This window comes from Mesosutterella faecium (genome assembly GCF_022809315.2).
Lineage (GTDB): Bacteria > Pseudomonadota > Gammaproteobacteria > Burkholderiales > Burkholderiaceae_F > Mesosutterella > Mesosutterella faecium.
This window is the reverse complement of sequence record NZ_JAKZJU020000001.1, coordinates 1,802,008-1,814,975: the sequence shown is the minus strand read 5'-3', so window position 1 is coordinate 1,814,975 and position 12,968 is coordinate 1,802,008. Positions and strand designations below refer to the sequence as shown.

Genomic DNA, 12,968 nt, shown 5'->3' with positions numbered 1-12,968 from the left:
GGTACGGGGAGCCTCAGGAGGCTTTCCCGTCCTCTTAGGGTTCCGGCGCCGGCCCGTAGTTTTCGCGCGCCTTTCCGATGATGAGGCTTCTGAGCCAGACATTTTCCGGGTTGCCGCTGCTGCGCCGCGACCAGATGAGCTTTGGCGTGAACGGGGGGCAGATGGAGTCCGGCAGCTCGAAGCTGATGAGCCCGGGAATTCTTTCCCAGTATTTCACCGACGACTCGGGAACCCAGTCGATGTAGTCCGTATCAAGCAGCACGGCGGGCGAAGAGTTCAGGTAGGGAAAACTCAGGTGGCAGGGGGCCTCCTCTAACTTAAGAATTTTGGCCTGAGGGGTGAGGCTGGTGTAGGCCTGCGGCCACCGGATGATTTTTTCAATCGTGAGGCTGGAAACTCCGTTGCGGATCAGATCGAGCGCAAGGGGATGGTCGCGGCGCATCATGATGTGCTTCCTGATTCGGGCCAGGGGCAGGGAGGCGAGGTCCGCGGCCGCGGGCACCCGGGGCATGATGGCAAGATCCGCCCGCCCCTCCCGCAGGAACTCCCCCAGTCTGTCGGGGCTGAGGTTGAGGATCTCGATGCTCGCCCTCGGAGCCTGCCGGTTGATGTCCTTGAGCGCCGGGGCGATGAAGGCGATGAACCCGTTGTCGGCCGTCATGATGCGGAAGGTCTTCTGGATCTTCGAGGGATCGAAGTCCTCCTTGTCCGTGAGCGACTGCAGCCTCGACAGAAGCGGGGCGAGCTCCTCCTCGAGCTCGCTCATCCGGTCGGTGGGAATCATGTCGTAGCCGGAGCGCACGAAAAGCTCGTCCTCGAAATCCTCTCTCGCCTGGGAGAGCTGGCGGCTCGCCGCCGAAACCGAAAGGCCGCATTCCTTCGCGGCGGCCGACAGCGACCGGTTCCTGAAAATCGACTCCAGCAGCTGCAGCCTGGACAGGGACAGGGTCGGGTTTTTTGAATTTTTAGACATGGCGCTTCGGCAAAGAATGAAGACGGAGAGATCTTTTCATATTCTGCAATTATGAATCCTTTTTCTTTCAATATGGGCGGGGAATCTGTCACTAACGAAAAAGAGGGGCCGGGCGGAAAATTTTTCCCAGAACAAACGGGCCGCGGGCCGAGCGCCTCAGCCCTGTTTCTGAATTTGAAAGCACCTAAAGGAGAAAAAAATGCAGCGCCGTTCTTTCATTGCCGCCGCCGTCGCGGCTGCCGCAGCCTCGTTTTCCGGCTTCGCCTTCGCGGAGGACTTCAAGGAGGGGGTGGACTATCAGAAGCTCAGCACTCCGCTCGCAGGCGGCCAGGGCAAAGTGATCAAGATCTTCTCTTACGACTGCCCCTTCTGCTTCCGCTATGACATCGGCGTTGATCCGAAGGCCGTCCCGATGTTTGAGAAGGCAGGACTCAAGTTCGAGCCCCGCCACCTTGAGACGAAAGGCAAGTACGGCCGCTGCGCCTCGGAGTTCTTCGCGATGTGCATTCTGATGGACCAGAAGGCCGGGCGCTCGATCGAAGCCCCGAACTCGCTCTTTAAGAAGGCGAAGGACGCCGTGTACCAGGCCTACCACAGGAAGGGGGAGCGCTGGACGAAGGGCGAGGGCGCCTTCATTGAAACGCTCACCGCCGCGACCGGCATCTCTGCGGCAGACTTCGCGAAGGAGCGCAAGAGCGCTGCCGTGAAGAGCCTCGCCGACTCCTGGAAGCCTGTGTACGCCGTGGCGAAGATCCAGGGCATTCCGGCTTATGTCGTGAACGGCAAGTGGCTGGTGATGACGAAGTCGATCAAGTCGATTGACGGCTTTGTGGCCCTCGTGAAGAAGCTCTCCAAGATGTGACGGCGGGGCACAGCGATGAAATGGTTTGATCAATTGAAGGGCGACCCGGTGGGGACCGTGGCCTCCTGGCAGGACATGCGCTGGCCCTGGGCCCTGATGACCGCGGTGTGCGTGCTGCTTGTCCTCATCGCCCACTACGTGTTCCAGGTGTGGCTCTACATGGCTCCCTGCGAGCAGTGCGTCTACATCCGGTTCGGCTTCCTCACGATGGCCGTGGGCGGGATCCTCTGCCTGATCTCTCCCAAAAACCTCGTGCTCAAGGCGCTGGGCTACGTCTTTTCCATCGCGGGGGCTGTCTACGGACTCAAGTGCTCCGTGAAGCTCTCCGCGATCCACCACGCCGTGCACAGCGACGACCCGACCGCGATGTTCGGCATGCAGGGCTGCTCCACCGACCCGCACTATCCGTTTGACCTTCCGCTGGCCGACTGGGCCCCGGACTGGTTCAAGCCGACGGGCGACTGCGGCTACGACCTCGCGGTGGTGCCCGACGGCACCCAGCTCTCCTCCCTGCAGGAGTGGTTCATCAACATGTACAACAGTTCGGATTCGTGGTACCTGATTCCGAAGTGGAAGTTCATGAGCATGGCCCAGTGCTGCGAGCTCGCCTTCGGCCTGATGCTGGTGATCCTCCTCGTGATGGCCGCCTGCTTCCTCTACGTGAAGTTCGTGCGCAAGACCGCCTGACGCTTTTCTCTCTCCAAGAGCGGCCGGCCCTCCCTCCGGTGACCTTCTTCCGGGGGGAGGGCTTTTTTTCCTCGCCGCGCCGGCTCCTCAGAACCTGCCGATGCGGACGGTCTCTCCGGCCCCGGCCGGGGCCGTCCTGTCGGAGGAAATCATCCAGATCGTGGGGACTTCCGTTTTCTCCGGGAATTCAGTCTCTCCGTCCGTGAAGATCACCACCGCGTCGGGCTCGATTCCCCGGCGCGCCATGTACTCGAAGATTTTCCGCATGTCGGTGCCCCCGCGGCCCGGGACCGAGGCCTGGACGATGGGAAGGTCGTCCATCGTGAAGTCGTCCTCGCGGCGCACTTCGCTGTCGCAGTAAAGAACCCGCAGGAGCGTGGGGCGGAACTGCAGGGCGAGCTCGCTGAGGCGCCCGAGGATGATCCCCAGGTCTTTTTCCGACAGGGACCCGGAGGTGTCGATGCCTACGACCAGCTCGCCCGCTGAAGGCAGGGGCGAAGTCTCCGGAAGGTAGGCGACCCTGCGGTAGCGGCGGTTGGGGCGGCTCCAGCTTTGGCTCTGGCTGCTGCGGGCCGAGAGAAAACGCTCGAGCGCGAGCGGCCAGGGAATCGGCCGCCCGAGGATCGAGGAGATCAGCGCTTCGAGCTCCGGGCTTGCGCCGCCCTGCATCCGGGCCGCCGCGGCGGCCTCGGCCACGAGGCTCCTCGACTCGATCTCGGCCTCGCGCCGCTGCGCCTCGCTCATGCCCGAGGCGCCGCGGGCATCCACGTCGCCGTTTAAAGGATCGCGCGTTTTTCTGTAGGTCCAGGGCACGCCCCTGTTTTTCGCATATTTTTCAAGCAGAAAGTCATAGACGTCTTCGGCGGACCGGCCGGCGCAGCCGCGCAGGCTCACGCCGCCCTCGATCGGGGTGCCGATCTTAAGGAGGCTGAGCCTCGCGTTGATCACGGCGTCGGCCGCGATGTTCCAGATGAGGTGGCTGCGGCCGCCCTCGCGCAGCGCGTGCAGAAGCGCGATGTGCATGGTCTCGTGGGCGAGCAGAAAGACGAGCTCGCCCGTGCTCAGCGACTCGATGAAGTCCGGGTTCACGTAGAGCCTGCCGCGGGCGTCGACGCCCGCGGTCGGAACCCGGCCGGTGAGAATGGGCGGCCGCCTGCAGACGATCGAGCCGAAAAACGGGGAGCAAAGGAGCAGCCGCGACTTCGCCAGAGAAAGTTTTCTTTGCGCTTCCTCCATCTTCTGTCCCTTTTATCAGTTCTGGCCGAGAAGGGCGTTCTGGTGCCGCTCGGCGAAGTCCGCGAAGGCCTTGGTCGAGGCGATCGCGGGACAGGCGAGCAGGCACTCCCTCACGCCCATCACGCAGAACTCGTCGGGCAGGGTGCGTAAGAATTTGTAGAACTTTGGAAAGTTCTCCTTCGAGACGACGCTCGAGATCCTTGCGCAGAGCGCAAAGAGCACGGAGGGCTCTTTTCCGATCTTCACTCGGGCGGGATTTCGCAGGAACTCGTCCATGTCGGGCAGGCTCCGGTAGATTTTGAGAAAGCCCGCGTACTCGGCCGCTGCTCCCTCGCCCACGGAGCCCGCCAGATGCTCGTAGAAGACCGGTTCGGGAAGGCTCGTCGGGATTTTCGAGGCGTCCTCCCAGGAGCGCGGCGTGGGGTTCACCGTTCGGAGCGGATCGAAGTCCGAGAGAAGGGCCGGGCGAAAGCGAAGGAATCCCACGATCTCCGGGCGGATGTTGTTGAGGGCGGCCCACCGGCACCAGTCCTCGAGATCCGTGTCGAAGCGCAGCTCCCGCATCCGGTTCCCGAGCTTCGTGCTGAGGCGGTTCGCCCCGGAGCGGTCCTGCGTGCGGTTGCCGGTGGCGAGGATGTAGAGTTCCTCCGAGAGCCTCAGCTGCCCGGCGCAGCGGTCGAGGATCACCCGGCAGAGCGGGTTCTGCATCGCCATCGAGGCGTCGGAGAGCTCTTCGATGATGAGCACGGAGGGGCCCTGCCCGGCGCGGATCGCGTAGAACTCTTCGGGCGGCAGCCACCGGCAGTACTCGCCCCGCGTGTCCGGGATCCCCAGGATGTCCACGGGATCCCGCAGCGACGGGTTGAACTCGATCACCCGGGAGCCGGGGATGCCGCGCCGCTCCTGAAGCGCGCGGGCGATCTCCCTCACGCAGGCGGATTTGCCGCCCCCGGGGCAGCCCGTGATGTAGGGCACGACCGAGAACCCTCCGGGGGCTGCGAACTGTTCGAGGACCGAGGCTTTGATGTCTGAGTACTTCATGGGCGGGTTTTCTTCCCTGCAGGGGATGTAATGGGCGGAGCCTTTGATGATAAGTCCGGGCCCCGCCGTTTGGAAACAGGGGAGAGGGGCCGGTGTTGTCCGGGCGCGATTTTCCGAATTCCGGAAACTATAATGGACGATCCGCCTGGAATCGATCCGGGCGGAACCGGGAGGCCTTTTATTGAGGCCTGAGCCCCGGATTCTGCAGAAATAGAGAAGAAAACCATGATGAAACAGACGATTTGCGCCGCCGCGGTCGCGGCGGCCGCGATTCTTTACAGCACGGGCGCCTGCGCCTCCGCCGTGGGCTCCGTGACCGACGCCGCCGTCAATGCGGCAAAGACCGAGGCCCAGAGCCAGGCTAAGCAGGCCGCGCGCGAGAAGGTCGAGCAGAGCGTTGCCGGCCGGAACGCGGCCCAGGACGCGAAGACCGCCCGCAAGGCGGTGAAGAAGGCGAAGAAAGTGCGCGACGCGGCGCAGGACCCGACCGGGACAGCGGAGCGCGCCGCCAGCCGTGCGGCCACCAAGGCCACCCGCCGCGCGATCAAGTCCGCTCTCTGATTTCCTGGGTCCCTGGCGGACGCGGTTCGGCCGCTCCTTCAAGGGCAGGGGACTGGAAATAGAGGCGCCGGCCTTCTCTTTTCAAGAAGAGAGGAGCCGGCGCTTTTCTGTCATTAGATCCTCCCTTCATTTCTTCCTCCGCATATTGCGCCGCATTCAAAAAGCGTTGCGCGGGACGGGTTTCTGCGGCTTCTCCCCTTTGTTTAAATGAAAGCGTGGTTCGTTAGTTAAGGAGAGACAGCATGAGTACACAGAAAATCAACCGCAGGCGCTTTCTCGGAACGACGGCAGCAATGGGCCTCGCGCTCGGCAGCGCCGGAGCGCGTGCGGCGGAAGCGTGCAGGCCTCTTCCCGCGAAGTGGGACGAGACGGTCGACGTCATCGTGGTCGGTTCGGGCTTTGCGGGATTGTGCGCGGCCTACGAGGCCCATAAGGCCGGCGCTTCGGTCGTCATTCTCGAGAAGATGCCGACCGCGGGCGGCAACTCCATCATCAACGGCGGCATCATGGGCGTGCCCGGCACGGAGATTCAAAAGCGCAAGGGAATCAAGGATTCCCCCGAGCAGATGTACAACGACATGATGAAGGCCGGCCTGTACCTGAACCACGCCGACAAGGTGCGCACGCTCTGCAGGGAGGCCTACGGCGCCTACCGGATGCTGGTGGACGAGATCGGCGTGAAGTTCAGCGACACGATTCTCAAGCACGAGGGCGGGCACTCGGTGCCTCGCAGCCTCTACACGATCAACGGCAGCGGCTCCGAGATCGTGAACAAGCTTCTCGCGAAGCTTGCCCAGGCAGGCGTCAGGCCCCGCACCCGCACCTTCATGGAGCGCATCTGGCTCAGCGACCAGGGAGCGGCCGAGGGCGTGACGATCCGCGAAGGCTACCGCCTGGGGAAGAATCCTTCGGCCCTCAGGGCGAAAAATATCCGCGCCCGCAAGGGCATCGTGCTCGCCTACGGCGGGTTTGGCAACGACATCGCCTACCGCTCGATGTTCGACCCGAGGCTGGGCAGCGGCATCCAGAGCACCAATCAGCCCGGCGCGACGAGCGAGGCCTGGCGCGAGGCCGCCACGATCGGGGCGCAGATGATTCAGACCGACTGGATCCAGTGTCTGCCCTACACGAGCCCGGATGAAAAGGGCTTCGGAATCGGCTGGGCCTGGGCCGGGCACACCCAGGCTTACGGCTTCTGGATCGACAACGCCACGGGAAAGCGCTTCGTAAACGAGCTGGCCGACCGAAAAATCCGCTGTGACGCGATCTTCGCGCATCTGGGCATGGGGCACGAGTGCCTGTCGGTAGGCGACGCCAAGAGCGCGGCGCTATTTGAAAAGATCCGTCCGGGCTTTCTGTCACGCCAGAAAGCGATCGGGGTTCTCAAGGAATACGCGGACACGGATGCGCTCTGCAGGGCCCACGGAATCCCGAAGGAAGCGTTCCTCAAGACGGTGGCCGAAGTGAACGAATCGGTGAAAACGAGGAAAGATCCCCTCGGACGCCGCGTCAACGAGGACCTGCACACCTTTGGCGACGGTCCCTGGTTCGTGACGCGGCTTTCCCCCAAGGTTCACCACTGCATGGGCGGCATCCTCACGACTTCCAGAGCGGAGGTGCTCGACAACAAGGGTGCGGTGATCCCGGGGCTCTTTGCAGCCGGCGAGGCAACGGGCGGCGTCCACGGGGCGGTCCGCCTCGGCTCCTGCGCGACGACCGACTGCGTCGTGAACGGCCGCATCGCGGGCCGTGAGGTCGCGAAGCGCTGAGCAGCGCCGCTTTGCGCTAGCCCGCCAGTCTCTCTCTCCCGGAGGCCGGCGGGTTCTTTTTTTGGGGGAAACACCTAATCTGTTCCCAGTATTTTCAGGGTCAAAATGAAAAAATGCACTCTGGATTTCAGCATTCGGCCGCGGTATGAAAATTTCTCCTTACGATGCGCGGATCTGGCAGACGTTCCTGTCCCTGGCGAAAACCGGCAGCTTCATTCAGACAGCCGTTGAATGCGACTGCACGACCTCGAATGTGACAAGGCGCATTCAGTGGCTGGAAAAGGAGCTCGGCGGCAGGCTGGTCGACCGGGGCGTGAGGCCCTGCAGGCTCACCGCGCTGGGCGAGCGCGCCCTGAACCGGATCGAGGCGCCCTGGCGGGCTTTTGCGGCCGCCGTCGACTCCGTCCGTAGCGCCGGGGGCGCTCTCCTGCCCCGCATCACAGTCTCCGGACCGATCGCCATGTGCAAGCGCCAGATAGGCGAAGCGCTCTACCGGCTGGCTCAGAAGAAGGGCGTCGAAGGGCTGATGTGCGAAGTGAAGCCCGGCATGACGGTCAGCGACGTGCTTGAGGGCCGGTGCGACATTCTCTTTACCGCTGCCGATGTCTCCGATCCGAGGCTTGACGCCCGGACCTCCATCCGGGGCAGCACCGTGCCGCTCGCCTCACCCCGGTATCTTTCACTGCACGGCGAGCCGGCCGACCCCGGAGATCTCACCGGCCACGACGGCATCATCCGCTCAGCTGACCTTTTTCCTCCGAGCGCCTTCCTCACGCATGAGGAAACGGGCCGAAGGCAGGCCTGCCGCTGGCGCAACCTTTTCGTGTTTTCAGACATGGAGGCCATACGGGACGCGGTGCTCGCGGAACGGGGCATTTCGATCGACCTGCCGGTCTCCATGTTCCTCTCGGATCTACGGGAAGGGCGCCTGGTGCCGATCCTGCGGCACTGGCGCCGCGATTCCTGGACCTACAGCGTCGTGTTCGCGCGGGACAACCCCCGGGCCGCGCTGCTCGGAAAAATCGCGGGCAGGCTCGCCGCGGAAGTCGGGGCCGCCTTTGAGCGGGACCGCAGCGAGGCCTTCAGGCTGATTGAAGCGTACTGGCGCAGGAGGGGGAGCGCGGCCGAAGGGGCTTGTGCCGCCGGACGAACCGGGGCGTTTAAAAACACTGATTAAAATTCTATAAGAAACAAAAAAATAGCGTGGCACACTTCATGCCACGCTTAAAATTAGGTCTATACCGACCATATCCAAAGGAGAGATTGCCTCATGCGCCAGGGCCCTGTCGGCGGCAGGGCCGGTGGGAAAGCACCCTGTGCTGTCCCATCGCACGGAAAGAACTTTACCGGAGAAGCCTGAAATCAGGGGTTTAAAAGTGCTACGAAGTGTTCTGCGGGATACAAAGCGGAAACAACTCGCTTAAACAGGGGCCAGAGAGACAAAAATCCCCGCGGGGGACAGTCCCCGCGGGGCGCGGGCCCCGGGTCCCGGGGCCTTAAAGCGCCGGAGACGGCGCTTAATGCGGAGCCTGTTACCTCGCCCCGCGCTTTGCGTTCTCGTCCATCGCGAGCTTGGCGACCTTGCGCGCGAGCACCGCGGTCGGATCGACGATCGCGACCGTGGTCCCGGCGATCGGGAAGGCATCGGTCTCGTCCAGGATCAGCGGCAGCTCCGTGCAGCCGAGGATGAGCACGTTGCAGCCCTTCTCGCGCACCATGTACTCGGCGGCGGCGAGCAGCTGATCGCGGCATTCGCCCTCGGTGTAGCCCGCCTTGGCGCCCTTCGGGCCGTAGATGGCAGACATCACGAGCTTCTGGTGCTCCTCGTCGGGGACGAAAAGCGGCAGCCCCATCTTTTCGGCCTTCTTCGAGTAGATGCCGGTCTTCACGGTGCCGGAGGTGGCAAGCAGCCCGATTCTGGGCTCCTTGAAGCGCTTCTGGATGTCTTCGAGCGCCGCCACCTGCATGTCGATGAAGGGCACGCGGATGCGCCGCGTAATGTAGGGCAGGAAGGCGTGGGCCGTGTTGCAGGGGATGATGATCGCGTCGCACCCGTTGTCCTGGAGGCGCTTCGCGGTGTGGTAGAGGGAGATCGTGGGATCAGTGCCGCCGGCGAGCAGGCAGGCCGTGCGGTCCGGAATCTGCGGATCCTCGTCGATCATGAGCTTGAAGTGCTCTTGGTCGGTCTTCGCGGGCGTCGCCTTCACGATCTTGTTGAAGAGGTCCACGGTGGCCGCGGGCCCGAGCCCGCCGATCAGGCCGAGCCTGAAGCCGCGTGCGACCGGCTTCGGAGCAGACTCGAAGAGCTTCTTCGCGGCGCAGTCCGGGCAGTCTTCGGGCCCCAGGGCGACCACCGGCGTGGTGAGTTCGGCCTGCAGCTCCGGGAGGTACCCGGAGACGCGGGCGCTCGGGATCACGATCACGTCGGCGCCCTTCGCCTGAAGCCGCAGCGCGGCGTCGCAGGCGAGCATCTTCTCGTCGCGCAGCCTCGTGAGCTCGTCCTCTCCGTCCGTCCGCAGGGCCTCCCAGTCGTGCAGGATTTCGGCCTCGCGGCCCGTCTCGCGTGAGACTTCCTCGACCGCGGAAGTGAATTCATAAGCCCTGGCGGGCAGGATTCCCGCCACAACGCCAATCTTCAGTGTGTTCATCATGAGCTGATTCCTTATAAAAAAGCGCAGTCCCCTTCGAAAAAGCGGACTGCGCCTGATCCAGCCAAAAAGCGAGGCCGGAGGGGCGGACTCTTCCGCCCTCCGGCCGGAGCCCGAGGGCCTTTTTCAGGCCTCTTGCGGGTTCCCCGTCGCCGAAGTTACATCTCGAACTTCGGGGCGATGAGGTTCTGGAAGGAGAACACTTCGTTCCACTTTTCCTCGCTCATCAGCTTACGCTCTTCGACCACGATCTGGTGCAGGGACTTGTGCTGCAGGTAGCCTTCCTTCGCCATCTCGGCGCACAGCATGTAGCCGAAGTGGGGCTTGAGCAGCGTCACGATCCCGAGGGAGTTCATGACGAGGTCCTTCGTGTGCTCGGCGTTCGCGGTGATGCCGTCGACGCACTTCTCGCGCAGCGTGATCATGGCGTTCGTGAGGACCTTCATCGAGGTGAAGACCGCAAACGAGATCACAGGCTCCATCACGTTGAGCTCGAGCTGGCCGGCGGAGGCGGCGAGCATCACGGTGGTGTCAAGGCCGATAGCGAGGAAGCAGGCCTGGTTGGTCACTTCCGGGATCACCGGGTTCACCTTCCCCGGCATGATCGAGGAGCCAGGCTGGCGCATCGGCAGGTTGATTTCGGACAGACCCGTGCGGGGGCCCGAGGCAAGGAGCCTGATGTCGTTGCAGACCTTCGTGAGCTTCACGGCGAGGCTCTTTAAGGCCGAGGAGATCGCGACATAGGCGCCGCAGTCGGAGGTGGCGGCGATGAGGTCCGTGCTGTTGTGGAAATCGATCCCGGTCTGCTCGGAGAGGTACTTCACGGCCTTCGCCGGATAGTCCGGATGGCAGGTGACGGTGGTGCCGATCGCGGTGCCGCCCAGGTTGATCACGCGCAGATGCTTCTGGGCGTCCTTGATCGTCTCAATCTCGTCCTCGATCGTGCGGCCCCAGCCGTGGAACTCCTGGCCCATCGACATCGGGACGGCGTCCTGCAGGTGGGTGCGGCCCATCTTGAGCACGTTCTTGAATTCATCGGCCTTCTTGTAGAAGGAGTCGCGCAGCTGCTCGAGGGCCTTGAGCAGATCCTCAGAGCGCAGGTACATCGCGAGGTGCAGCGCGGTCGGATAGGTGTCGTTCGTGGACTGGCCGAAGTTCGCGTGGTCGTTGGGCGAGACCTGCTTCTGGGAGCCCTTGGGCAGCCCGAGCTTCTCGCAGGCGATGTTGCAGATCACCTCGTTCGTGTTCATGTTGGTCGAGGTGCCCGCGCCGCCCTGCAGCCAGTCGGTCACGAACTGGTCGTGGTACTTTCCCGCGAGCAGATCGTCGCAGGCGGAGATGAGGGCGTCGGCGACGTTGGCCGGAATCGTGCCCAGCTCCTTGTTCGTGCGGGCGGCGGCCTTCTTCACCTGGGCGAAGGCCTCGATGAAGTACTTGTCCTCGCGCATGGAGTGCTCGGTGATGTGGAAGTTCTCCTTGCCGCGCATGGACTGCACGCCGTAGTAGACATTGTCCGGGATCTCAAGGTCGCCAAGGAAATCGTGTTCGATACGAGACATTCTTCATCTCCTTAAAACTGAAGGCCTGCGCGCCGCTGCGCGGAGAGCCGTCCGTGATATAGATCTTCAGGCGGGATTATCAGAACTGGCCTAATCCTTATCGCCTAGGACATATTCTGTATATCAAACATGGTTTAGTAAAGGGTAAATTAAGCCATTAATGAATCAAAATTGATCACTAAATGAAAAAATATGAAAACATCGAAAACCTGAAGGTTTTCTGCGAGACGGTGAACTTCATGAGCGTGAAGCGGGCGAGCCTCGAGCTCGGGGTGGAGCCGAGCAACGCGTTCCGTACGATCCGGCAGCTCGAGCACGACGTCGGGGTGCCGCTTTTCAACCGGCAGACGCGCCCGATGAGGCTTACGAAGGAAGGTGAGATCTTCTACCGCTACGCCTCCGGGATCACAAAGCTCAACCAGGACATGCTTGCCGAGCTCGAGGACGACGTGGACAAGCTCGCGGGCCGCATCCGCGTCTCCTCCACCGCAGGCTTCCGCCAGGTCTTCCTCACCCCCGCGCTCGTCGAATTCCAGATGTCGAACCCGGACATCGTGCTCGAGCTGCACGAGATGACGACCGGCGTGATGGACGTGCTCTCGGCCGCCTCAGGCAACGACGTCGTGATGACCTACATGCCCACCGAAGAGCTGCCTCCCGGCATGGTCGTGCGCGAGTGCGGCGAGATGCCCTTCATCGCCTGCGCCTCTCCCCTTTATTTGCAGCGCTTCGGCGAGCCCGAGAGTCCTTCGGCCTGCGCGCAGCACCTCGGGGTACTCCTCAACATGCCCAACCGCCGCTCCGTCACTTACCTCACGCACGGCTCCGTGGCCGAAAAGCTCGAGTGGAAGCGCTCGATGACTTTCAACAGCCAGATCAACGCGAGGGACGCCATGGTGCTGGGCGGCGGGATCATCCCCGACCTCGCCTTTTATTTCGCGATCGAGGGGCTGCATGACGGGCAGATCCAGCCCGTGATGCGCGGCTGGAGCCGCCCCCCGCGCATGCTCTGCCTCTTCGCGCCGGGAAACGCCTACAGGAAGCGGCGCGTGCGCTACTTCCTTGACTGGCTCGAGGCCCGGGTGAACCGCATGATGGAGCACACCGCGAAGGAGTACCGCTGGGTCGCCTGAGGCTAAACTGGAGGCATTGACACTCATCAACGGCTGGAGGGAGCCATGACGGAGAACACCGATTTCACGCTGCCGGACTCGGACGGAGCCGAGTTCAAGGCTTCAGAGCACCTGCCCCTGGTGCTGTATTTCTATCCGAAGGACAGCACGAGCGGCTGCACGACGGAGGCGCGCGAGTTCACGGAGCTTGCAGGCGAGTTCCGAAAGCTGGGCTACACGGTGGCGGGCGTCTCGCGGGACTCCCAGAAGAGCCACCGGAATTTCATCTGCCGCTACGGGCTCGGGATCACGCTGCTTTCGGACCCGGAGGAAAAGGTCTGCAGGCAGTTCGACGTGATCCATGAAAAGAATATGTACGGCCGGAAGGTGCAGGGGGTCGTGCGGAGCACCTTCGTGATCGGGAAGGACGGGAAGATTGCCTTTGAATGGCGGAAGGTGAAGGCCGCGGGGCACGCCGCGCAGGTGCTCGAGGCCCTCAAGGGGGCCTGAGGGGGAGGGC

At 63.1% G+C, this 12,968-nt stretch carries 12 protein-coding genes; 7 read left to right on the top strand and 5 right to left on the bottom strand.

Features of this window, described 5'->3' with window-relative positions:
* Positions 1 to 34: 34 nt before the first annotated feature.
* Complete coding sequence (locus MUN46_RS08350; protein ID WP_243376392.1) at positions 35 to 973, bottom strand: LysR family transcriptional regulator; 939 nt, start codon at positions 971 to 973, stop codon at positions 35 to 37.
* 199 nt (positions 974 to 1,172) lie between these two features.
* Between MUN46_RS08350 and MUN46_RS08345 the strand changes: the two genes are divergently transcribed.
* Positions 1,173 to 1,835: a thioredoxin domain-containing protein gene (locus tag MUN46_RS08345; RefSeq protein ID WP_243376391.1), complete on the top strand. Its 663-nt coding sequence runs from the start codon at positions 1,173 to 1,175 to the stop codon at positions 1,833 to 1,835.
* Positions 1,836 to 1,850: 15 nt separating this feature from the next.
* Positions 1,851 to 2,522, top strand: a complete 672-nt coding sequence (gene dsbI / locus MUN46_RS08340; RefSeq protein ID WP_243376390.1) for a protein-disulfide oxidoreductase DsbI — start codon at positions 1,851 to 1,853, stop codon at positions 2,520 to 2,522.
* 87 nt (positions 2,523 to 2,609) lie between these two features.
* Here dsbI and MUN46_RS08335 read toward each other — a convergent pair whose 3' ends face one another.
* Both MUN46_RS08335 and MUN46_RS08330 read right to left on the bottom strand, forming a co-directional pair.
* Positions 2,610 to 3,758: a vWA domain-containing protein gene (locus tag MUN46_RS08335; protein WP_243376389.1), complete on the bottom strand. Its 1,149-nt coding sequence runs from the start codon at positions 3,756 to 3,758 to the stop codon at positions 2,610 to 2,612.
* Between the two features lie 15 nt (positions 3,759 to 3,773).
* Positions 3,774 to 4,799, bottom strand: coding sequence for an AAA family ATPase (locus MUN46_RS08330; RefSeq protein ID WP_243376388.1), 1,026 nt, complete (start codon positions 4,797 to 4,799; stop codon positions 3,774 to 3,776).
* Positions 4,800 to 5,024: 225 nt separating this feature from the next.
* Here MUN46_RS08330 and MUN46_RS08325 point away from each other — a divergent pair, with 225 nt between their 5' ends.
* The 3 genes from MUN46_RS08325 to MUN46_RS08315 all read left to right on the top strand — a co-directional run bounded on the left by MUN46_RS08325 (position 5,025) and on the right by MUN46_RS08315 (position 8,306).
* Positions 5,025 to 5,360: a hypothetical protein gene (locus MUN46_RS08325; protein WP_285230592.1), complete on the top strand. Its 336-nt coding sequence runs from the start codon at positions 5,025 to 5,027 to the stop codon at positions 5,358 to 5,360.
* A 242-nt stretch (positions 5,361 to 5,602) separates the two neighbouring features.
* The gene (locus tag MUN46_RS08320) at positions 5,603 to 7,129 is read left to right on the top strand and encodes a flavocytochrome c (protein ID WP_243376386.1); all 1,527 of its coding nucleotides are present in this window, start codon (positions 5,603 to 5,605) and stop codon (positions 7,127 to 7,129) included.
* Between the two features lie 145 nt (positions 7,130 to 7,274).
* Entirely contained in the window at positions 7,275 to 8,306 is a 1,032-nt protein-coding gene (locus MUN46_RS08315; RefSeq protein WP_243376385.1) for a LysR family transcriptional regulator, read from the top strand.
* Between the two features lie 355 nt (positions 8,307 to 8,661).
* Here the strand turns inward: MUN46_RS08315 and cuyB are convergent, their stop codons facing one another.
* Together cuyB and MUN46_RS08305 are read right to left on the bottom strand one after the other, a co-directional pair.
* Positions 8,662 to 9,780 (bottom strand): cysteate racemase, encoded by a 1,119-nt coding sequence (cuyB, locus tag MUN46_RS08310; protein WP_243376384.1) that lies wholly within the window; start codon positions 9,778 to 9,780, stop codon positions 8,662 to 8,664.
* A gap of 155 nt (positions 9,781 to 9,935) precedes the next feature.
* Positions 9,936 to 11,336 carry an aspartate ammonia-lyase gene (locus MUN46_RS08305; protein WP_243376383.1) on the bottom strand — a complete coding sequence of 467 codons (1,401 nt, stop codon included), beginning with the start codon at positions 11,334 to 11,336 and terminating at the stop codon, positions 9,936 to 9,938.
* A gap of 182 nt (positions 11,337 to 11,518) precedes the next feature.
* On the opposite strand from MUN46_RS08305, the gene MUN46_RS08300 reads away from it, so the two are divergent.
* Together MUN46_RS08300 and MUN46_RS08295 are read left to right on the top strand one after the other, a co-directional pair.
* Positions 11,519 to 12,469: a LysR family transcriptional regulator gene (locus MUN46_RS08300; RefSeq protein WP_243376382.1), complete on the top strand. Its 951-nt coding sequence runs from the start codon at positions 11,519 to 11,521 to the stop codon at positions 12,467 to 12,469.
* A gap of 45 nt (positions 12,470 to 12,514) precedes the next feature.
* Positions 12,515 to 12,958, top strand: a complete 444-nt coding sequence (locus MUN46_RS08295; protein ID WP_243376381.1) for a peroxiredoxin — start codon at positions 12,515 to 12,517, stop codon at positions 12,956 to 12,958.
* Positions 12,959 to 12,968 lie beyond the last annotated feature (10 nt).